Origin of the sequence: Salinicoccus luteus DSM 17002 (genome assembly GCF_000712035.1) — a bacterium.
Taxonomy (GTDB): domain Bacteria; phylum Bacillota; class Bacilli; order Staphylococcales; family Salinicoccaceae; genus Salinicoccus; species Salinicoccus luteus.
On the sequence record NZ_JONV01000008.1, the window covers coordinates 49,232 to 70,870 of the forward strand.

The following is a 21,639-nucleotide window of genomic DNA, read 5'->3' on the forward strand; positions in this document are numbered from 1 at the left end:
TGGAGACTTGCAAACATAGAAAATCTCGATCTGGGAGTGTTAAAATGGAAAAGCTGAATTTAGGAATTTTATATGGGGGGCAGTCGACGGAGCATGAAGTGTCCATGCGTTCTGCCGAAAGTGTACTGGGTGCACTCGATAGGGAAAAGTACAATATCCATCTGATCCATATATCAAAGCAGGGGGAGTGGATTCTTGCGGACCAGTCCGAGCGGATTGAAGCACTGACCGATGGGGATAATGGCGTCCGCCTGTCCATTGTGCCGTCCCAGCAGTTCGTCTCCGAAAAGGGGACGCACCACTTAGATGCCGTACTGCCGATACTGCATGGAACGGCCGGGGAGGACGGCATCATCCAGGGCGTGCTTGAAATGATCGGCGTCCCCTATGCCGGCTGCAACGTGAGGAGTTCGGCGGTCTGCATGGACAAGGATATGACAAAGCGTCTCCTGAAGCTTGAGGGCATCAATGTGGCCGACTGGGTGGTCTTCCACCATGGGGAGAAGGACGCGGTGGACTACGCCGCAGTGGAAGCGGATCTCGGCCTGCCGATGTTCATCAAACCGGTGAACCAGGGCTCTTCTGTTGGGGTATCGAAGGTGACGGATGAGCAGACGTTCCATGAAGCCCTCGCACTGGCATTCGAATTCGATACGAAAGTGATGGTCGAAAGTGCAGTCCAGGGGCGCGAAATAGAAGTTTCCGTCCTCGGCAATACGGACCTGACCGTCTCCGTACCGGGTGAAATCGTTGCGAATACCGAGTTCTACTCCTATGAATCGAAATATATCGATGAGAGCGGGGCGGCACTGGAAATCCCGGCGAAGCTCGAACAGCCGATTGCTGAAAAGATACGCCAGACTGCCCGCACAGTCTACAGGACACTCGACTGCGAAGGCATGGCGCGGGTGGATGTCTTCCTGTCTGAGGATGGCGAGGTCATCGTCAATGAGGTCAATACGCTTCCCGGTTTCACCAGCATCAGCATGTATCCGAAACTGCTCGAAGCATCGGGCATCAGCTATCCTGAACTGCTGGACCGTCTGGTTGGACTGGCGGTTGAACGCCACCGGCTGAACAGCCGGCTGAAGACCGATCTATTATAAATTTCTGAGGGGGATGGGAATATGGAATTCAATATGAGGAAGGCCGAGGCCGATGATGCGGCTGCCATTGCGAAGGTGCAGGTCGACAGCTGGCGCACGACCTATCGTGGCATCATTGATGAAGGCTATCTGGAGAACCTGAAGTATGAGGACCGTGAAAAAGTATGGACACGTGCAATTGAGGAGAATCCGATATTCCTCCTTGAGGATGGTTCCGGTGAAGTTGTGGGCTTTGCGATCGGCGGCCCTGAACGTTCAGGCGAATATGTGGGGTATGACGGGGAACTCTATGCCATCTACATCCATGAATCCGCCCAGCAGAGCGGTGGAGGCAGGCAGCTGGTCGGCGCGGTGGCTGCAGACCTTCTGGAGCGCGGATTTGAAAAGATGGTCATATCCGTCCTTGAAGACAATCCTGCACGCGGGTTCTATGAAAAGCTCGGAGGACACAAGATCGGCAAGGAAGAGACGGCCATCGGCAATTCTGTCCATGTCGAACTGGTATATGGATTTGATGATCTGAAGGTGCTTTCCTGAAAAATGCATCCCTTCCGCTGAAGGGATGCATTTTTGTATTCTATCTTCCTTCCCATCGTGCAATTTCATCCTTTACGATGGGCGCCACCTTTTCGCCGAACAGTCGGATGGATTTCAGGACCTGGTCATGGGGCATCGTCCCGAGCGGTGTATGAAGCAGGAACCGCTTGATGCCGACATGCTTCCTCAAATCAATGATCTTCCTGGCGACGGTTTCGGGACTGCCGCAGTAGAGCGCTCCTTTATCCGACCGGGCTATATCAAAGCTCCGGCGTGTGTAGTTGCCCCAGCCGCGCTCAGCGCCGATCCTGTTCATGCCCTGCTGGGTCGATGGGAAGAACAGGTCCGCCGCCTCAGCATCCGTATCCCATACAAAACCGTGGCTGTGGGAGGCGATGCCGAGCGACTCGATTCGGTGGCCGGCCTGGGCCGCCGTCTGCTTGTACAGTTCGACAAGGGGTGCGAAATTCTGTGGCCGTCCGCCGATGATGGCCAGTACGAGCGGCAGTCCGAGCCTGCCGGCCCTGACTGTGGAATCGGGCGTACCACCGCTGGCGATCCAGATGGGCAGCGTCTCCTGCTCCGGCCTTGGGAATACTTCGAGTCCGTTGATCGGTGCACGATGTCTCCCATTCCAATGGATGGGACCGCCTTTCTGGAGCCGGAGCAGCAGGTCGAGCTTCTCTTCAAAAAGCGCATCATAGTCATTCAGGTCATATCCGAACAAGGGGAACGATTCGATGAAGGATCCTCTGCCGGCCATGATTTCCGCCCGGCCGCGGGAGATGCCATCAAGCATCGCAAACCGTTCGTACACCCTCACAGGATCGTCCGAGGAAAGCACCGTCACTGCGCTGGACAGTCTGATGCTGCTGGTGCGTGCGGCGCCTGCTGCCAGGATGACTTCAGGCGCGGAGACGGCATAGTCCGAGCGATGGTGCTCCCCGACGGCATAGACATCGAGTCCGACCTGGTCCGCCATCTCGATCTCCCGGACGATATCCCTCAGCCGTTCGGCATGGGTGATCGTCTCCCCGGTGTGCGGATCCGGCAATGTTTCTGCAAATGTACTGATTCCGAGTTCCATAAGATTCCTCCCTTATCATATTGCCTCCATTCTACCACTGAATCTTTCCTTTCATTAAAAGAACGGACGGATGGTATGGTAAAATGAAGAAAAAACATGGGAGATGAATGAATTGCGTACTCAACTGATTGAAAGACTTTCAAAATATGCCAAAATCGATACACAGTCCGATGCCTCAAGTGATTCCATACCTTCTACATACAAGCAGTGGGATCTGATCCGCCTGCTTGAGGAAGAACTGAAAGAGATCGGTATGGAGGAAGTGGAAACGGATGAGAACGGCTATCTGATGGCAACACTGCCTGCAAATACCGATGGGGCACCGGTCATCGGCTTCCTCGCCCACGTGGATACCGCGACGGATTTTACGGGCAGGGGTGTCAATCCGAAGGTGGTCGACTATGAAGGCGGGGATATTGTGCTGAATGAAGCGCTTGGAGTCACACTCACCCCAGAGCAGTTCCCGGAGCTTGAAGGCTATAGGGGCCACACGCTCATTACGACGGATGGGACGACACTCCTTGGCGCCGACAACAAGGCGGGCATCGCAGAAATCATGACGGCAATGGAATATCTCATCGGCCATCCGGAAGTGAAGCACGGAAAGATAAGGGTGGCATTCACTCCGGATGAGGAGATCGGACGTGGCCCCCACCATTTCGATGTCGAACGTTTCGGTGCGGATTTCGCCTATACCGTGGATGGGGGACCGCTCGGTGAACTGCAGTACGAAAGCTTCAATGCAGCAGCGGCCAAAGTGACCTTCATCGGCAACAGCGTCCATCCCGGCACAGCCAAGAACAAGATGGTCAATGCAGGCCGCATGGCTGCCGAATTCATCACCCGCTTCAATGCTGAAGATTCACCCGAGCATACGGAAGGGTATGAAGGATTCTTCCATCTGATCAACATCACCGGGGATGTGGAGAAGACGGAAGTCAACTTCATCATCCGCGACTTCGACAAAGATGCATTCGAGGACCGTAAAGGGCAGATGGCCTCCCATGCCGATGCACTGAAGGCACAGTACGGAGAAGACCGTGTCATATTGGACATGAATGACCAGTACTACAACATGCGGGATCGGATCGAACCGCATATGGAGATCGTCGAATATGCAAAACAGGCGATGGAAGCCCTCGATATCACCCCTGTCATCATACCGGTCAGGGGCGGTACGGACGGCTCTCAGCTGTCCTACAAGGGGCTGCCGACACCGAACCTCTTCACCGGTGGAGAGAACTTCCATGGAAAATTCGAGTATATTTCAGTAGATAATATGGAGCAGGCGGTGAAGGTGATCACCGGCATCAGCCGCAATGCCGCCGAACAAAAGTAGTTGATATTTATTCCTCGTTGAGGCAGTATTATATATGTTGTTTTTGAAAAATATCATATTGTTTCGTTTTATTTATAGAAAGAAGGATTTTTATGTCAGCTAGTGCACAGCAGTCTTCAGCGCCCATAAAAAGGTTGCCGCTGATGGCTGTACTCATTTCCGGCGCATTCGCAGCCATCCTGAACCAGACGCTGCTGGCTACAGCCATACCGCCGATCATGGAGGATCTGGAGATCGAAGCGGATGTCGCCCAGTGGCTCCAATCGGTATTCATGCTGGTCAACGGCATCATGATTCCAATTACCGCATTCCTGATCGGGAAGTTTACGACACGGGCACTATTCTTTACGGCGATGGGCCTTTTCGGGTTCGGTACACTCGTCTGCGGACTCGCACCAGGATTTGAGATCCTGCTTGTCGGAAGGATACTCCAGGCCTCGGGGGCAGGCATCATCATGCCGTTGATGCAGACGATCATCTTCCTGATCTATCCGCTTGAGAAACGGGGCACGGCGATGGGCATGTTCGGCCTGGTCATCGGTTTCGCGCCGGCCATCGGCCCGACATTGTCCGGCTGGTTCGTCGAGAGCTACCCTTGGAGAGGCCTCTTCTTCATCATCATACCGATCGTCATCATCGACCTGATCGTCGCCTATTTCATACTTAGGAATGTGACGGAGCGTACGAATCCGAAGCTCGACATTCCATCGATCATATTGTCCACCTTCGGCTTCGGCGGGCTCCTCTATGGTTTCAGCATCGCAGGCAGCAGCGGCTGGCTGAGCACACCGGTGCTCGGTTCACTCGCGCTGGGCGCAGTGACCCTGTTCCTGTTCATCATGCGCCAGCAGAAGCTCGAACAGCCGATTCTCGAATTCAAGGTCTTCCAGGACAAGATATTCGCGCTGACGACGGGTCTCGGCATGGTCGTCTTCATGTCCATGATTGGCGGGGCTGTCATCCTGCCGATCCTGATGCAGGATATGATGGGGTTCACACCGCTTGAATCCGGACTGATGCTTCTGCCGGGGGCGCTGGTCATGGGTTCGATGAGTCCGGTCACCGGAAAGCTGTTCGATATGTTCGGGGCAAGATGGCTGGCAATCATTGGCCTCAGTTTCGTGACGATTACGACATACTTGTTCACGATGATTACAGTGGATACCACCTTCACCTACCTGGCAACCGTCAATGTCTTCAGAATGCTCGGCGTGGCGATGGTGATGATGCCCGTGACGACAGCCGGATTGAACCAGTTGTCTCCAAAGCTCGTACCGCACGGCACAGCCATGAACAATACGATGCGCCAGATTGCAGGGGCGGTCGGCACGGCACTGCTCGTATCGATCATGACCCATACCGCCAACCCGTCAGAAGGGATGCAGGGCATGATAGATGGGGTGAACACGGCCTTCCTTGCAGCGGCCATCATTTCACTCATCGGCCTGCTGCTTTCATTCACACTGAGGAAGCCGGTGTCACATGACTAAAAAAATCGCTGACCCATAAAAATGGGTCAGCGATTTTTTCATTTCTCTTCTGCGGTCTCTATCGGCCGTGCTTTCGTCATCGAGTCCCCAAGGACTTCATCGGTCGTGACGCGTTTCAGGAAGAACGACAGTATGAGCGCGATTGCGAGCAGCAGGGTGGCTATCAGGAAAGCGAAGTTGATGCCGTCGAGCATCGCCTGGTCCATCATCATCGCATCCGGCTGGGAGACACCCGAGAGCCTTGCATTCATCGTGTTCTGCATGATGGTGATCAGGAGCGCCGTGCCGATGGCGCCGGATACCTGGTTCAGCATGCTGTTGATGGAGGAGCCGTGCGGTGTAAGCTTCGGCGTCAACTGATTCATTCCGTTCGTCATCACCGGTGTCATGACGAGCGTCATACCGAATGCACGGACCGAGTAGAGCATGATCAGAAACGTATAGCTCGTATCAAAAGTGAGCCGGCTGAAGAAGAATGTCGTCGAGACGGTCAGGACGAGTCCGAATATGGCGAGGTTCCTCGGGCCGAACATGTCGAAGAGCTTTCCGGAGACCGGACTCATGAACCCCATGATCAGCGCCCCCGGCAGAAGCAGGAGACCCGTTTCGAGCGGGGAGATCCCCTGGATATCCTGAAGGTATATCGGCATGAGGATCATCCCGGAGAAAAGGGCCATGTTCATTGTGCCGATCAGCAGGGAGGACAGTGTGAACATCGGGAATTTGTATACCGAAAAGTTGAGCATCGGTTCACGCATGCGTGTCTGCTTCCGGATATAGAAGAACACGCTGATGAAGCCGATGAGCAGTGCGACGATGACATCAGCCCTCAGCCATCCGCTGTTTCCTGCGGAGCTGAAGCCGTACAGTATGCCGCCGAACCCGAGGGTCGACAGTATGACGGATGGAATGTCGATCCTGGTGGAATATGCAGTCTCCGTCTCGGGCAGCTTGAACCATCCGATGCTTAGCACAACGAGAAGTACCGGTACCATGATGAAGAACAGGTAATGCCAGGAGTAGCTCTGTACGATGAACCCGGAAAGGGTCGGGCCGATCGCCGGTGCAAAGAACATGACCAGGCTGAACATGCCCATCGCAGTCCCCCGGCGTTCCGGAGGAAAACTTGTGATCATGACGTTCATCAAGAGGGGCATGAGAATGGCCGAGCCGGAAGCCTGGATCATGCGGCCCAGGATCAGGACTAAAAAGGCGGGCGAAAAGCCTGCGATCAGCGTGCCGGAGAGAAAGAGCAGCATCGCTGCCAGGAAAAGTTTCCTTGCGCTGAATCTCTGCATCAGGAAGGCGGTCGTCGGTATGACGATTCCGCTGATGAGCATATATGCTGTAGAGACCCATTGTACTGTGGAAGTGGTGATGCCGAAGTCATCCTTGATGGATGGCAGGGCGACATTCAGGAACGTATTGGACAAGAGTGCGACAAAAGCGCCGGAGAGCAGTATGAATATAAGGCGGTAGTCCGGCGTGGGTCTTTCGGATGTTTCCATGCAAATACCTCTGTTTCTTTAAAATCAATATTACTATTATATTCCGATTTTCGAAACAATCAAGGATTTTGCCTGGATTCATCCAATCCTGTTGTCGATTGTGATATAGATGAAGAATCCCAGGGTGATGCCGAGAAGCAGTGCGATCGGTATGGCGTAGGTGCCCATCGTCGGCACGAATGCAGTGATGAGCCAGTAGATTGCGAGCGTGATGATGCCCATGAGCACCAGGTTCAGCAGTAGGCGTGTCATATTTTTACCTCCATTGTTTATTATGTCGAATATAACTTTCAAGGGGACCGGCTGTCCATCAAAGCGGTCCAGAGTTTCAGGGTGGGGACCATGAATGAAATTCCCGAATCAGGGTAGAGGAATAATGAATAAAAACAGGAAGGGAGATTTTTATGAGCAAGGAACTTCTATTGTTTGAACTGGAAAAGACGAGAGGATGGACGCTTGATCTATTCGATGGGATGAAAGAGGAAGACATGCATATCATTCCGGAAGGATTTCCGAACAGCGTCCACTGGCAGCTCGGGCATATCGCTACGATGATGGAAATGGTGACTGCCGCATTGACGGACAAGAACACCGATACGCATAAGCGGTATAAGAAATATTTTGCTTTTGGTACAAGCCCGGATGATTTTGATGGAGACACGCCCGGGACCGATGAAATCGAAGCACTGCTCAAAGGACAGCCTGAACGACTTCAGGATCTGGACGAAGCGGTTCTCGAAGAAGATCTTCCGAGGGAATTCATGGGCATGACGACCCGCAGGGAGCAGTTCGCCTTCATCATCCTGCATGAAGCGATGCACGTGGGCAAAGTGCAGGAGATGAAAAGGGTATTGGATAACAAGTAGGGAGCATCAAAAGATGCTCCCTTTTAATGGGCAGATTTGGATGTTCATTTTAAGATGATTATATAGTATCTTTAGTGTAAGGCATATGTATTAGAAAAACCCCCGGTCATCCGGGGGGAGTGTGCTACTTCAGCCTGTTGACGACAGCTCTCGCTGCAGCTTCTGCGGATGCCGGATTCTGGCCGGTGATGAAGTTTCCGTCTGTAACGACATGTTCCTCCATCGCTTCTCCGACAACGAATCCCGCTCCGTGGGATTCAAGCTTCGACTGCAGTGCGAACGGCATATCGTCCAGAAGTCCCATGGCTTTTTCTTCCTCATTCGTGAAGCCTGTCAATTTGACGCCGTCCACAACATATTTGCCATCCTTGGTCTTGGCATCGGCGAATGCCGCGGGACCATGGCATACCGCACTGATGATGCGGCCGTCATCCTTGAAGAATGCCAGGATGTTCTGGATATCGGGCTGATTGGGGAAGTCATACATTGTGCCGTGTCCACCGGCGAAGAAGACGGCATCGTATCCTTCATATACCATATCTTTCACGCGTTTGGTGTTCTGGAGCAATCTGATGACCTCATTGTTCCCTTCGTCCTGCTCGCCGTTCAAAGAGTTTGGATCCAGTGGGACGGAACCGCCTTTCGGGGATGCGATGTCAACCTTGAAACCTGCACTCTGGAAGACATGATACGGTTCTGCAGCCTCACCCAGCCATAGCCCAGTGGGTTTGTTTTCATCGTTGTTGATTGTACCGTGGTTGGTTACTATAAGTAGTACGGATCTAGTCATATTTATATCCACTCTCCTTTCTTGTGCTTTACCCGGAGTGGATTGGAATTAATCTTTTTTTAAGAATCTTGATAAGCAAATTGATCAATGTATCAAATACATCCAGCTCATGGAGGGAAAGAAATGAATGTAAACTTTGGCAATGTCGCTGAAAATTATCTGAAGTACAGGGATGACATCCCTGACAGCCTGATCAAGGGATTGGAGAAGCGTGGTGTGGCAATCGCAGGCAGCAAAGTGGCTGATCTCGGGGCGGGACCTGGACTGCTCAGCAAGATGCTGAGCGACAGGGGAGCCATCGTCGATGCTGTGGAACCTTCGGCTGAATTGATTGAAGTGGGAAGGACACATATCGGCGATGATCAGAGGATTAATTTTGTACAGAAATACGCGGAAGATACAGGTCTGCCTTCAAACAGCTATGATATCGTCGTGGTGATGCGGGCATGGCACTGGTTCGACCGGGAGAAGACGATAGATGAAGTGCGGCGCATCCTGAAACCCGGCGGCCATCTGGTCATCATGGATTCCGGTTTTACCTCCGCTTCGAAGATCGTCAAGGAATCCATGAAGATCATCCAGTCCTATTCGACGGACAAGCAGATCAGACCGGCGGGCACAAAGGACATGGCCACCCAGATGATCAACAGCTTCCCCGTGGAATGGTTCGACGAATGGAAGTATGCCAAGTTCGATCTGATGGATCTCTATAAGGTGGACTACGAAGTCAAATTTACAAATGAAGAGTGGGCGGGGCGGCTGTCCTCCGTCTCCTGGCTTGCCGCCTTCAAGGAGAAGCAGCGGAAAAACACACTGAACCGCATCAGCAGCTACCTTGAGGATAATTTCCCCGACGGCAGGCATAAGATCCCCCATATTCTGAGCGTGGCAATTCTGCAGAACAAGAACAATCTGCAGCTCTGATTGGGGAATTCCCCTTCAATTGAAGATAATTTGTGATTTGTGAGCATTTATGTTCCCAAGCCACTTACTTTTTGTTATTATATTGATTATGTGATAACACAGACATTATCTTATTGGAGGATCATAAATGAAAAATGTACTCGTAGTAAAAGCAAACAACCGTCCGGACGGCATCTCTACAAAAATGTATGATGCATTCATGGAGTCCGTGGAGGGCAATAAAAACATGAACATCAATGTATACGACATATTCGAGGAAGATATGCCGTATATCGGTCATGAACTGTTCACTGCACTCGGCAAGATGCAGAATGATGAAGCATTGGATGCGGACGAACAGCGTCTCATGGATGCAAAACAGAAGGCGATGGACGCATTCGAAGCGGCTGACGTCATCGTATTTGCATTCCCACTGTGGAATCTCGCAATCCCGGCACGCCTTCAGACATTTATCGACTATGTATACTCAGCAGGCTTTACATTCAAATACAATGCAGACGGATCAATGGCCCAACTCATGACTGACAAGAAGGTCATCCTTCTCAACGCGCGTGGCGGCATGTACAGTGCTCCTGAAATGCAGGGTATGGATATGTCCCATAACTACATGAAAAATGTCATCGGCGGCGTATTCGGCATGGAAATCATCGATGAAGTCATCATCGAAGGGCATAATGCAATGCCTCAGGAAGCAGCAAGAATCATTGAAGAAGGTCTTGAGAGCGTGCGTGAATGTGCACGGGAACTCAACGCCCAATTCGCATAGGAAGTTAAGGAAACCGATGCTCCGGCATCGGTTTTTTTATGATATGATTTGAATAGATTCGGATGGGAGGGGATTTGATGTGGCACATTAAATCATTTGAAGAATTGGATGTCCATACGCTTGAAGAGATATACAGGCTCAGAGTTTCCGTATTCGTGGTGGAACAGGCATGCGCCTATCAGGAAATCGATGGTCTGGACCCGGAATGCATGCATATCTATAGAACAGATGATACGGGCATCATCGCCTATTCGCGAATCGTGCCGGGGGATCCGGTATCAATCGGCCGGGTCATCGTCCGGGCGGACCATCGTGGCAATGGAACGGGACAGGTGCTTATGAGGCAGGCCATGGATTATATAAAAATGCATTTTGACGGTGGGCGGATCTATCTGCATGGCCAGGCACATCTGGAGAAATTCTACCAGTCGTTCGGATTCAGGACGACTTCCGAGATTCATCTTGAAGACGGCATTCCGCATATCGATATGGAATACAAAGAGGAATGAGCATCATGCTCATTCCTCTTTTCTCTTCGTCTCTTCAATAAGCCATCGACGGTCAGTATCCTTTTCATAGAGCTGCCGGTTTTCAATGCGGATCCGTTCAAGCTCCTCCCTCATGGAGTGGTTTTCAAGCAGGAAATTCTCCTGTCTAATCCGCTCCAGTTCAAGTTCCTTATCGAGGACGTCAAGCCGGATCTGTTCCATTTTACGCTTATGCTTCAAGTAGTCGCTGCCGAAGCCACCTGCAACACCAATCAGCACAATCATGATTATCCACCACATGGATATACTCCCTTTCGTTTTGAGTCTTAGGGACGGTATATCAATTATACAGCATGGTGACTGAAAGTGGGATGGCTAGTCATCCTCTTCATCATCCTGGAAATCTTCATCCAGGTCTTCAGCAGCCTCGTCACGGTCCCCATCATCCTGCTCCGGATTGGCTGTATCTTCATCCTCGTCCACTGGAGCATCTGTATCCCCGGTGCCTTCCGGCGCACAAGCGCCAAGAATGAGCATCATGATCATTCCCATGGAAATCATCCACTTTTTCATTTTCGTCCGCCTTCCTTTCATACGTTGTATTAGGAAAATACCCCAAGTATACATAAAACAAACAGGAAAGCGGAACCATTGGAATAAAGATGCATGGCAGAGCATGAATTATCTTAATTGTTGATGTGGTAAGAAATTTAATTACATATGAATATATATTTAATATAATTTTTTAAAAATTTATAATAGATTTACTTTGATAATTTAATCACATTATATTTGATGAAGCCTTTATGCAGTGTTATATTTGATTTGAGATAAATGCTATCTGTTAAAAGGCTTGAAAATAAAATTACAGATTGACAGGAGGAATTGGATGTTTTCAACTGATCGGATTTCAGCAGACCTGCGTATGGAAGAATATAAGAAGATTGCTGACAGCTACACTTACCTCTCAGAGAAGAAGAAAGAGGAAAGCGGTGGAAAGTCCATTTTGGCACGGATCTTCGGCAGAAGAACTGCATAAGATATGAAAAAAGCCCCCCTGGTGACGTACACGTCACCAGGGGGGCTTTTTGCTATGACAGGTTGAGCTGCCATGCCACACCGAACTGGTCCTGAAGCCAGGCGAACTGTCTGGAGAACCCATATTCGTCGAGGGGCATATGGATGGCCCCCTGCTTTTTCAGTTTCCTGTAGTAGAGTTCTATCTCCTGGGCGGTTTCGCATTCAATAAAGAAGGACATGCTCGGCGTGAAGGTGAACTCATGCGGGACCTGGCTGTCCATCATCATGATCAGCTGGTCCTGTATCCTTATGGCCCCCTGCATCACCTTGCCCTCGAGGTTCGCGTCCGTCGAATCGTACCTCTGGATCAGACGGATCTCCGCGTCCTTGAATGTCTCCTCATAATACTTCATGGCTTCTTCGGCACGGCCTTCAAATGTCAAAAACGGGGTGATGGATTTCATAGTTCCGCTCCTTTTTCCCCCAGTATAACAAAAAAATAGGGCGCCCAGGAGGGCGTCCTATTTTTCGTCCGTCTGACCGAGTATGTTCGATCCCTGTATGAAGTACTTCTGGAAGAAGAAGAACAGGATGATGACGGGCATGAGCACAAGCAGTGAACCGGCCATCAGGTAGTTCCATTGGGTACTCGACTGCTCCTTGAATACCTGGAGGCCCAGCTGGAGCGTATAGAGGGACTCATCATTCAGATACAGCAACGGTCCGAGGAAGTCGTTCCACACGCCGTTGAAAGAGAATATCGCCACTGTGAACAGTGCCGGTTTGATCATCGGAAGTGCAATCTTGAAGAATATCTGGAAGTGGTTTGCGCCTTCCATCCTGGCCGCCTCGATCATGCTGCTTGGCACACCCTTGAAGAATTGGCGCAGCAGGAAGATGTTGAATGCACTGCCGAAGAATGAGGGCAGCACCAGCGGGTAGTAGGTGTTCACAAGACCGAGTTCCGCAAAGATGACGTACTGTGGAATCAGTGTAATGAACCCCGGCAGCATCATCGTCGAGAGGACGAAGATGAAGAGGACCTCCCTGCCCTTGAAGTTGATCTTCGCGAATCCGTATGCAATGAATGCATTCACAAATACGTTCGCCAGTACGACAAGCACCGTAATGACGGATGTATTGATGAAGTAGGTGAAGAACGGCGCGATTTCGAATATCTCAACGAAATTGGAGAACTGGATATCCTGTGGGATGAACGTAAATTCCCCGCGGTATATCTCCTCCATCGATTTGAGTGCTATCGATATCATCCAGAACAGGGGCGCAATCATGAATAGGCTGCCGACAATCAGAAGAACGAGATTGAAGGCCCGCCAGAACTTCATTCTATTGGAATTATACATTCAATCAATCCCCCTCATAATGGACCCACCGTCTGGCAAATTTGAAGTTGATGATGGTCAGAATCAGTACGATGATGAACAGTATCCACGACATGGCCATCGCATAGCCCATATCAAATACATTGAAAGCCTTGATCCACATGTAGAGGTTGTAGAACAGCAGCGAGTTTTCCGGTGCCCCTGCATTGTCCGCACTCATTACATAGGCTTCCTGGAAAATCTGGAAGGACCCGATCGTGCTGGTCACGATATCGAAGAAGATGATCGGTGTCACCATGGGCAGGGTGATCCTGAAGAACATCTGCACGCGTGTAGCCCCGTCCATAATCGCCGCTTCATAGAGTGTTTTGGAGACCCCCTGCATCGCAGCAAGATACAGCAGCATGCTGCCGCCGGCACTCCACAGCTTCATCATGATGAGGGAAGGCTTGGCCCATTCGGCGTCGAACAGCCAGTTCGGACCATCGATGCCGAAGAGGGCGAGGAACTGGTTGATCAGTCCCGTCGACGGATCGAGCAGCTGCATCCACAAAAGATAGACCCCGACACCGGAGAGGATCGCCGGCAGGTAATAGATGGTGCGGAATATGCGCATCCCCGGAATGTCCTGGTTCATCAGTGTCGATATCAGTATCGCCGCAATCGTCGTCAGAGGGACGGAGAAGGCGACGAAGTACAAGGTGTTGTAGAGCGATGTCCAGAAAAGGTCGTCGTACATGAACATCTCCTTATAGTTCGCGAATCCGACAAAGTCCATCTGTGACGTCACATTATAGTTTGTAAAACTGCCCACAAGAGAAAAAAGCAAGGGGCCGAGTGTCAGCCCCAAAAAACCGATGATCCACGGCAGTATGAAAATATAGCCGTAGAGGTTCTCTTTCTTTTTATACATCGAATCACCTATCTATTATTTTCAACTATGCGTTCAAGGTCTGATTGTGCCTTTTCCAGTCCCGCTTCGACAGTTGTACTCTCACTGATGATGGATTCGAATGTCGGGTTCACCGTGCTTGCGAAATCCGGAGCTACAAGCGGCTGGGGTGTAAGCAGTGTGTTGTCCATATTCTCCACCATGAGGGAATATACTTCCCGTCCTGCTTCACTGAACTCTTCACTCTCTGCAGCAGAGTTTCCAGCCTCCTGATGGGCGACGAGGTCGAAGTTGTTTTCCGCCCAGTAGAGCTGTGAATCATGGTTCGTCAGGAACTCGATGAACTTATAGGAGGCTTCAGGGTCCTTGGCGCCTTTTGGTATTTCGGCAACGAAGCCGCCGCCCCATGAAGTATGGCCGTTTCCTTCTTCTTTTTCAGGCAGAGGTGCAACACCGAAGTTGATATCCTGTCCAAAATCCCTGAGCTGGACGTAGTAGTTGGCGTTCTGTACCATCATGCCGATGTTGCCGGCCATGAATGGGTCCTGCTGAGCGTTTTCGAACTGGGAGTTGATTGAAGTAATCGTATTCTCCCCGTATTTGTTCTTCTGTTCAAGAATCCAGTTGAATGTATCATGGACGGGTTCCGTATCGATTTTCACATCACCCTCCGGGCTGATGTAGTTCTCACCGAGGGCATTCATCATCCATACATCAGAACCTGCCCCGATCAGCGGATAGAAGCCGATACGTTCGTAGCTGCCGCCTTCCTCGACATCAAGCTGTGCAGCGTACTCTTCAAGCTCTGCCCACGTGGATGGCGGATCTTCCGGATCCAGGCCGGCCTCTTCGAACAGATCCTTATTATAGAAAAGGATCTGTGTATCCGTGTTGAACGGCAGGGCATACATCTCATCCTCATACATCGTCGCTTCCGTCATCTGGTCGTAGAAGCGGTTCTCGACATCGGAGTCGACAAATTCCGTGATCGGCTCCATCTGCCCCTCCTGTGCCCTCAGCTTCACCGTGTTGATGTCATTGATGATGACATCCGGCGGGTCGCCGGCAGCAATGGCTGCAAGGTTCTTGGTCCAGATGTCCCCCCAAGGGACATAGGTATGCTGTACTTCGATTTCATCCTGCGAGCTGTTGAAGTCCTCGATGATCTTGTCGATCACCGGACGCCTCTGTTCAGAGCCCCAGAATGACCAGAAATCAAGCGTAACCTTTTCACCGTTCGAGCCTTCAGCATCACTGCCTTCCGTCTCGCCTGATGCACTGTCTTCTTCTGAAGCGTTTGAGCCTTCGGAATCTCCAATCTGGAAACCGCCGCAGGCACTCAGTACAAGAACTGCCGCTAAAATAAGAAATAGATATTTTTTCATAATTTAACCTCCATCCCGATTGTTAATGTGTGAATATTTAATTATGTTTTCATTATAGCAAAGAAGAAGTGAAATGCTATGAAAAACTCGGGATAAAGGGTAATTTATTTTTAAGTGTTCCATGCAGAATGCATTGAAAAGGGGAAGTGGCAGTGGATGGGGCGTTTTTGAAAAAATCGGGGGAGAAGAATTTATTGTTGATTTTATGCGGATTAAAATCGGTCGTTTTCCGTTAATTCATATATCAGAGAAGCGCTGATACTACTGATTGAATGGGGAGAAGTGTAGTGTAATACCAATAGAGAAGCAGTTAAAAATGAAATTATTTTTAAAAAATTTCATTAAAAAACCGGCACTCCAAGTGCCGGTAAAAACTATGCTTCTGCTGTGAGTTCATCGTAGCGTTTTTCATCATAGACATCTTTGTCCAATGATCGGTTCGTCTTTGCGGTTATCGTTCCGGCCGTCATCGAACCACTGACGTTGACGGCTGTCCTTCCCATATCAATCAGGGGTTCGATGGAGATGAGGACGGCGGCGAGGGCAATCGGCAGGTTCATCGTTGACAGGACGATGATTGCTGCGAATGTTGCACCGCCACCGACACCCGCGATGCCGAGGGAGGCGATGACCGTCACGGCAATCAGCGTAATGATGAACTGCGCGTTGATTTCAACACCGGCCGCCGGTGCAATCATGATACCGAGCATTGCCGGGTAGATGCCGGCACATCCGTTCTGCCCGATGGACAGTCCAAAGCTTCCCGAGAAGTTGGCGATGCTTGCCGGTACGCCGAGTCTCGTCCGCTGCGTCTGTATGTTGAGCGGCAGTGTGCCGGCACTCGAACGGGAAGTGAAGGCAAACAGCAGTGCCTCCGCTGTCTTCTTGAAGTACTGGAGCGGATTCAGGCCTGTCAGCCCGATCAGCAGCAGGTGGACGAGGTACATCGTCAGCAGTGCAGCATATGAAGCGACGACGAACAGTCCAAGATCGTATATGGCCTGGAAGTTTGAAGTGGCTACAGTAGAGGCCATGATCGCCAGGATCCCGTAAGGGGTCAGGGCCAGAATGATTTTGACAAGCTGCATGACCCAGTCATTCAGGGCGATGATGCCTGTTCTGATCCGCTCGCCACTCTCGGGATTGCGCTGCATGAGGCGGACGAAGCTGAATCCCATGAAGATGGCGAAGAGGACGACTGCGATGGTGGAAGTGGCCCGGTCCCCTGTGAAATCAAGGAAAGGATTGGCCGGCAGCAGTGATACGAGCTGCTGGGGAAGCGTCTGGTCTTCGATTTCAGAAGCGGTGCTCTCGAGTGAGAGTGCCCGTTCATTTTCAGCTTCGCCCAGGTTGAGGCTTGAAGCATCAAGGTTGAAGATAAGGGCGGCAGAAATGCCGATGACGGCAGCAATCGCGGTGGTACCGAGCAGCAGTGCGATGATTTTGATGCCCGATTTCAGAAACTTCTCCTTTACATCCATCTTTGCGAAAGCACCGAGGATGGAAATGAAGACGAGCGGCATGACGATCATCTGCAGCAGCCGGACGAATCCGCTGCCGACGATGGAAACCCAGTCCATCGTATTTGTTATGACCGTACCGTCCACACCATAGATCAGCTGCAGTCCGGCACCGAAGAACAGGCCGAAGATGAGGCCGATCATCACACGGTGGGAAAATTTTACATTCCGCCGCTTGAGGAACACCAGGGCACCGATGAGCAGCAGGAAGGCAGTAATATTTATGACGACAAGTAATGCATCCATTTAATGACAGCTCCTTTTTTAAACAAGTAGCCTCATTATAAAAAAAATAATCCTACTTTTCAAGTAGGATTAATATATTCGTACTATTCAGTCGGGTTGAGCAGGTGGAGATGCCTTGTTGCCCGGGAGGCCAGTACATACAGTATATGCTTCGAGTCGCTGTAGGACTGGGCATCCGTCAGGATCACCGTATTGTATTCGAACCCTTTTGAGAGGTAGTAGGGCAGGATGATGAACGACTGGTTGTAGAGTGTATCGGTCTCTCCGAGGTTCTTCATGTGCGGGAACTCATCCTTCAGCTGTGCATAATAGTGGTCGGCTGCGTCTCTTGAAGGGGTGATGAGGGCGACCTGCGGGTATGCTCCCGAACGGAGTATTTCCCGTACATAGCCGATCTCATCATCGGTGTGCAGTTTCTGCACCTCATCCCCGTCGACGGAGGCGGACTGTATGGAGCCCGGGATGATGCTGTTCAGGAATGCATTGATCTGGTTGGTGGACCGGTAGGAGCGCTCGAGCTTTTTCTGGACATGGTTTCTGGCGACCAGTGTATCCTTCCTGCCGGGGTGGATCTGCTGGTTCGGGTCGCCCAGGCTCGTGAATGTCGCCTTCCTGTAGTAATGGCGCATGACATAGTATTGGATGTTCGAATAGTCCTGGACCTCATCGATCAGTACATGCTGGATCTGCCTGTCGTGTCTGCCGAGGAGGTGGATGTACAAGTAGAGCAGGGGGGCGATGTCTTCATACTTGAAGTCATTCTCCTTGATGGAGCGCACCGTCCGGTTGCGGAACTTCCTATCATATATCGATTTTACATACAGCTTTTCAAAGTGGACGAAGCGGAACAGGGAGACCTGGCGGTGCACGGTCTTCAGCTGCTTCTTGGCAAAGTCATGTGCCTCTTTCTTGAGTTCATGCGCCTCGCCGATGTACTTGTTGCTGTCGCGCAGTTCCCTGTATCTTTCATTCGTCAGTCTTTTGACTTCCTCGGTATACTGGCTGAGCAGCCTTTCCTGCATCTTTGAGAGCCGCCTGCTTATGGGGTGGCCGCCGAGTTCATTGTAGAAGATGTGGACCAGATGCTCCTTGCTCGCGAACAGTCCATTTTCGCCCTGCAGGGTCCTGAACTCCATGCCGTCGGTCTCAAGGTGCTTCATGAAGCCATGAAGGGATTTGAAGTACTCGAGGGAGTTTTTGAATTCATAGATGTCGTGCCCTTCGTCGTTCTGCCTCAGGCGTTTGATGTTGTCATAGACATGCTCGAAGTTCCTTCCCTTGAAGTAGGGGAAGTGCGAGATGAGGCGGAAGAACGTCGTGTTGCGCACATGGTTTTCGCCAAGCTCGGGCAGCACGTCCGACAGATAGTCGTTGAACACTTCATTCGGTGAAATGAGCAGTATGTTCTCAGGGTTCAGGGTCTCCTTGTGCTGGTACAGCAGAAACGCAATCCGCTGCATGGCAAGGGAAGTCTTTCCGCTGCCCGGTGGTCCATAGACCAGCGTATCCTGCGACAGGGGAAGACGGATGACGTCATTCTGCTCCTGCTGGATGGTGGAGACGATGTTCTTCAGCTTGGACTGGGAGGAGTCGGTGATCATGCGCTGGAGTATTTCATCGCCGATATATACGTCGCTGTCGAACATGTTGAGGAGGCGGCTGTCCTCGATGATGAACTGGCGCCTCTGTTCGACCGTCGCATCTATCCTGCTGCCGTCCGGGATGCGGTATGACAGGTCGCCTGTCGTGTTTTCATAGAACAGGCTCGCAACCGGGGTGCGCCAGTCGTAGATCAGTATGTCGTTGTCCCGGTTCTTTATTGTGCCGGTGCCGATGTAGATCGGCTCCCCGTCGACGGTGATCTTGCCGAAGTAGGGCTTTGGTATCATGCGCTCTGTGCGTTCGCGCATCATTTCTATATAGTTGTAGTTCATTTCGGTTCTTCTGATTTCCGGCAGCATCTGGACGAACTCCATGACGTTGCCGTCGGCAAAATCGACGACATTGGAGATATTCTCATTGATGTCATACCGCGTTTCCAGTATGCCCTGTGCCGTTCGGCTCTGCCTCGTTTCAAGGTCGGCATTGAATATTTTGAGAAAATCGACGATGAAGGTCAGGTGCCGGGCTTCTTCTTCAAATGATAGAATTTTCATAGGGATCCTCCTTTGGTTCGACATTTAGCATATAGGTATTTTGAAATAATTAACAGTCTTAAATTCATCTGGGTCATATGATATACTTGATGTGTAAAATCGAGCGAATATTATACTGGTTAAAGGACAGCGATCATGAGGAAAATATTAGTGTCAGGTTTGATCACCGGTTTCATTTCCGGGGTGCTGCTTCTTCTTGTGTCTGCGTATGTGGAATCCAGCGCAGGCATAGAAATCATGACCTTGCTTTTGAACGTGGACTTCATTTTCGACCGGAGTCCGGGCCTGTTTCTGGAGATTGTTTTCCATCTGATGATCTCTGTCATTCTGGCCATCATACTGAAATGGCTGTACGTGGATAAGCCGCATCTCTATATGCCGGGGCTGGTGACGGTATGGGTGGTTGTGACGCTGCTCTATTTCGTGCTCTCCAGCCTCTCCGTGCAGAATCTGGAGCTGAATGGCTATATCGGCTTTGCGCTCTGGATGATTTTCCATATCGGCTATCTTCAGGCCCTGCATCTGATGTTCAGGCTTGGGTTCTGAAATTCCGGCCGCTTCCGACCGTCATGGTCTGAAGCGGCTTTTTTATTATACAATAATAGATTGCACTCAAACGGGTATAGGGAAGAAATACTCATGATTATCGGAAAGAGGTGATTGGAATGGACAGGAAGAAAGCACTCCCGCTGCTTGAGGAAGTCATGGAAATCAGGGATTCTGTAGAGCAGGAGGGGCGCTGGCTGTTTGACGAATGGGACAGGATACCGATACGTGAAGGATACAGGGACAGTGCCAGGAATCTGGCCTACTATATGGCATTCCGCAGGAAGGACATGAGGGAACTGCAGGAAAAACTGATTCCCTGGGGTGTTTCGTCACTTGGGCGCCTGGAGGCGGATGTACTCGGGACACTGAACGCGGTCACACGTACACTCGGCTACATCGCGGATGAAGATGTGGGGGATGTCGACTACCGCTCCTCCGACTCCTTTTTGGACCGCAACCTGGCCCTCAGGCGGAATTCTGATGATATTTTCGGTCCACCGCGCAACGCCAGGGATACACGCATCCTTGTAACGATGCCATCCGCCGCCGGGAGCGACTATGGACTGGTCAGGACCCTCATTGAATCCGGCATGAACATGGCCCGGATAAACTGTGCCCATGATGATGCGGACACATGGGCGGGCATGATCAAGAACATCAGGAAAGCGGAGGAGGAGACCGGACTCGACTGCCGTATACTGATGGATATCAGCGGCCCCAAAATACGTACGAAACACCTGTTGACGTCGATGCGCAATCCAAAGCTCGGAGTGGGGGAACGCTTCCTGCTGTCGGATGCGGAATCGATGACGCTGCCAAAGAATATTGAAATTGCGCTCAATACTTCCGTACCGGAAGTGATCGAAAAGATGGAGCCGGGGCAGAAGATCAAGATCGATGACGGGCATATCGAAGCCGAGGCTGTGGAGAAGACGGACGGCGGCATCATATGTGAAGTGGAACGGACGGTGAAGGAGGGCGGTGTAAAGGTGAAGACGGAAAAGGGCATCAATCTGCCCGACCTCAACTTCAAACTGCCTGTCCTGACGAAAAAGGATCTTAAGGATCTCGATTTCGCCACCCGTCATGCCGATGCCATCGCATTTTCCTTCATCAAGGATACCGGAGACATCGACCTCATAGAAGAAGCATTGGCAGAGCGGCTGCCTGACGACAGGAAGAATATACCGAGCATCGCAAAGATAGAAACGCCGGAAGGCATCAGGAACCTGCCTGACATCATACAGCGTGCAGCAGGGGCAAGGCCGTTCGGAGTCATGCTGGCACGCGGTGACCTTGCGGTCGAAATCGGCTACGAACGGCTGAGCGAAATTCAGGAAGAGCTGCTCTGGATATGCGAAGCCGCCCATGTGCCTGTCGTATGGGCGACGCAAGTGGTGGAATCGCTTGTGAAGACGGGCATACCGACGCGCTCCGAAATCTCGGATGTGGTGGCCGGCTCGCGCGCTGAATGCATCATGCTGAACAAGGGGGAATATATTGCCGATGGTGTGCAGGTGGTCTCGGAAATACTGGAGAAGTTCGAGGATCACCATTACAAGAAGACGGCGATGCTCCGGGCACTCGGCATTGCCAATCATACGTTCGACAGCAGGGAATAAGTAAG

At 51.2% G+C, this 21,639-nt stretch carries 23 protein-coding genes; 11 read left to right on the forward strand and 12 right to left on the reverse strand.

Annotated elements, in window-relative coordinates; all coding sequences use genetic code 11:
• Positions 1-44: 44 nt before the first annotated feature.
• Both BO53_RS0105010 and BO53_RS0105015 read left to right on the forward strand, forming a co-directional pair.
• Positions 45-1,106 (forward strand): D-alanine--D-alanine ligase family protein, encoded by a 1,062-nt coding sequence (locus BO53_RS0105010; protein ID WP_031546137.1) that lies wholly within the window; start codon positions 45-47, stop codon positions 1,104-1,106.
• 21 nt (positions 1,107-1,127) lie between these two features.
• Complete coding sequence (locus BO53_RS0105015; RefSeq protein WP_031546139.1) at positions 1,128-1,643, forward strand: GNAT family N-acetyltransferase; 516 nt, start codon at positions 1,128-1,130, stop codon at positions 1,641-1,643.
• A gap of 40 nt (positions 1,644-1,683) precedes the next feature.
• Here the strand turns inward: BO53_RS0105015 and BO53_RS0105020 are convergent, their stop codons facing one another.
• Complete coding sequence (locus BO53_RS0105020; RefSeq protein WP_031546142.1) at positions 1,684-2,730, reverse strand: LLM class flavin-dependent oxidoreductase; 1,047 nt, start codon at positions 2,728-2,730, stop codon at positions 1,684-1,686.
• Positions 2,731-2,842: 112 nt separating this feature from the next.
• Between BO53_RS0105020 and pepT the strand changes: the two genes are divergently transcribed.
• Positions 2,843-4,069 carry a peptidase T gene (gene pepT, locus BO53_RS0105025; RefSeq protein ID WP_031546145.1) on the forward strand — a complete coding sequence of 409 codons (1,227 nt, stop codon included), beginning with the start codon at positions 2,843-2,845 and terminating at the stop codon, positions 4,067-4,069.
• Between the two features lie 92 nt (positions 4,070-4,161).
• Positions 4,162-5,559, forward strand: coding sequence for an MDR family MFS transporter (locus BO53_RS0105030; protein ID WP_031546148.1), 1,398 nt, complete (start codon positions 4,162-4,164; stop codon positions 5,557-5,559).
• A gap of 38 nt (positions 5,560-5,597) precedes the next feature.
• On the opposite strand, the gene BO53_RS0105035 is transcribed toward BO53_RS0105030, so the two are convergent.
• Positions 5,598-7,067, reverse strand: a complete 1,470-nt coding sequence (locus BO53_RS0105035) for a DHA2 family efflux MFS transporter permease subunit (RefSeq protein ID WP_031546150.1) — start codon at positions 7,065-7,067, stop codon at positions 5,598-5,600.
• A gap of 78 nt (positions 7,068-7,145) precedes the next feature.
• A complete protein-coding gene (locus tag BO53_RS14020; RefSeq protein ID WP_169738726.1) occupies positions 7,146-7,319 on the reverse strand; it encodes a hypothetical protein in 174 nt (57 codons plus the stop codon).
• Positions 7,320-7,471: 152 nt separating this feature from the next.
• On the opposite strand from BO53_RS14020, the gene BO53_RS0105045 reads away from it, so the two are divergent.
• Positions 7,472-7,933 carry a DinB family protein gene (locus BO53_RS0105045; RefSeq protein WP_031546152.1) on the forward strand — a complete coding sequence of 154 codons (462 nt, stop codon included), beginning with the start codon at positions 7,472-7,474 and terminating at the stop codon, positions 7,931-7,933.
• 124 nt (positions 7,934-8,057) lie between these two features.
• On the opposite strand, the gene BO53_RS0105050 is transcribed toward BO53_RS0105045, so the two are convergent.
• Positions 8,058-8,723 (reverse strand): type 1 glutamine amidotransferase domain-containing protein, encoded by a 666-nt coding sequence (locus tag BO53_RS0105050; RefSeq protein WP_031546154.1) that lies wholly within the window; start codon positions 8,721-8,723, stop codon positions 8,058-8,060.
• Between the two features lie 123 nt (positions 8,724-8,846).
• Here BO53_RS0105050 and BO53_RS0105055 point away from each other — a divergent pair, with 123 nt between their 5' ends.
• From BO53_RS0105055 to BO53_RS0105065, 3 genes are all read left to right on the forward strand, one after another.
• Positions 8,847-9,647, forward strand: a complete 801-nt coding sequence (locus BO53_RS0105055; protein ID WP_031546156.1) for a class I SAM-dependent methyltransferase — start codon at positions 8,847-8,849, stop codon at positions 9,645-9,647.
• A gap of 127 nt (positions 9,648-9,774) precedes the next feature.
• A complete protein-coding gene (locus BO53_RS0105060; RefSeq protein WP_031546159.1) occupies positions 9,775-10,413 on the forward strand; it encodes an FMN-dependent NADH-azoreductase in 639 nt (212 codons plus the stop codon).
• 77 nt (positions 10,414-10,490) lie between these two features.
• Positions 10,491-10,922: a GNAT family N-acetyltransferase gene (locus BO53_RS0105065; RefSeq protein ID WP_084184892.1), complete on the forward strand. Its 432-nt coding sequence runs from the start codon at positions 10,491-10,493 to the stop codon at positions 10,920-10,922.
• A 9-nt stretch (positions 10,923-10,931) separates the two neighbouring features.
• On the opposite strand, the gene BO53_RS0105070 is transcribed toward BO53_RS0105065, so the two are convergent.
• Positions 10,932-11,201 carry a hypothetical protein gene (locus BO53_RS0105070; protein ID WP_031546165.1) on the reverse strand — a complete coding sequence of 90 codons (270 nt, stop codon included), beginning with the start codon at positions 11,199-11,201 and terminating at the stop codon, positions 10,932-10,934.
• A 75-nt stretch (positions 11,202-11,276) separates the two neighbouring features.
• On the reverse strand, positions 11,277-11,474 hold the full coding sequence (locus BO53_RS0105075; RefSeq protein WP_031546168.1) for a hypothetical protein: 198 nt from the start codon (positions 11,472-11,474) through the stop codon (positions 11,277-11,279).
• Between the two features lie 316 nt (positions 11,475-11,790).
• On the opposite strand from BO53_RS0105075, the gene BO53_RS13855 reads away from it, so the two are divergent.
• Positions 11,791-11,940 (forward strand): hypothetical protein, encoded by a 150-nt coding sequence (locus BO53_RS13855; RefSeq protein WP_156956092.1) that lies wholly within the window; start codon positions 11,791-11,793, stop codon positions 11,938-11,940.
• A gap of 52 nt (positions 11,941-11,992) precedes the next feature.
• On the opposite strand, the gene BO53_RS0105085 is transcribed toward BO53_RS13855, so the two are convergent.
• From BO53_RS0105085 to BO53_RS0105110, 6 genes are all read right to left on the reverse strand, one after another.
• Positions 11,993-12,385: a VOC family protein gene (locus BO53_RS0105085; RefSeq protein ID WP_031546170.1), complete on the reverse strand. Its 393-nt coding sequence runs from the start codon at positions 12,383-12,385 to the stop codon at positions 11,993-11,995.
• Positions 12,386-12,442: 57 nt separating this feature from the next.
• Positions 12,443-13,285, reverse strand: coding sequence for a carbohydrate ABC transporter permease (locus BO53_RS0105090; RefSeq protein ID WP_031546173.1), 843 nt, complete (start codon positions 13,283-13,285; stop codon positions 12,443-12,445).
• Positions 13,286-13,289: 4 nt separating this feature from the next.
• Positions 13,290-14,177, reverse strand: a complete 888-nt coding sequence (locus BO53_RS0105095) for a carbohydrate ABC transporter permease (RefSeq protein ID WP_031546175.1) — start codon at positions 14,175-14,177, stop codon at positions 13,290-13,292.
• Positions 14,178-14,185: 8 nt separating this feature from the next.
• Positions 14,186-15,541, reverse strand: a complete 1,356-nt coding sequence (locus BO53_RS0105100) for an ABC transporter substrate-binding protein (protein WP_031546177.1) — start codon at positions 15,539-15,541, stop codon at positions 14,186-14,188.
• 374 nt (positions 15,542-15,915) lie between these two features.
• Positions 15,916-17,307, reverse strand: coding sequence for an L-cystine transporter (locus BO53_RS0105105; RefSeq protein WP_031546179.1), 1,392 nt, complete (start codon positions 17,305-17,307; stop codon positions 15,916-15,918).
• An 83-nt stretch (positions 17,308-17,390) separates the two neighbouring features.
• Positions 17,391-19,463: a HelD family protein gene (locus tag BO53_RS0105110; RefSeq protein WP_031546181.1), complete on the reverse strand. Its 2,073-nt coding sequence runs from the start codon at positions 19,461-19,463 to the stop codon at positions 17,391-17,393.
• Between the two features lie 150 nt (positions 19,464-19,613).
• Between BO53_RS0105110 and BO53_RS0105115 the strand changes: the two genes are divergently transcribed.
• Together BO53_RS0105115 and BO53_RS0105120 are read left to right on the forward strand one after the other, a co-directional pair.
• Positions 19,614-20,009, forward strand: a complete 396-nt coding sequence (locus tag BO53_RS0105115) for a hypothetical protein (protein ID WP_245608195.1) — start codon at positions 19,614-19,616, stop codon at positions 20,007-20,009.
• 119 nt (positions 20,010-20,128) lie between these two features.
• On the forward strand, positions 20,129-21,634 hold the full coding sequence (locus tag BO53_RS0105120; protein ID WP_051683018.1) for a pyruvate kinase: 1,506 nt from the start codon (positions 20,129-20,131) through the stop codon (positions 21,632-21,634).
• Positions 21,635-21,639: the final 5 nt, after the last annotated feature.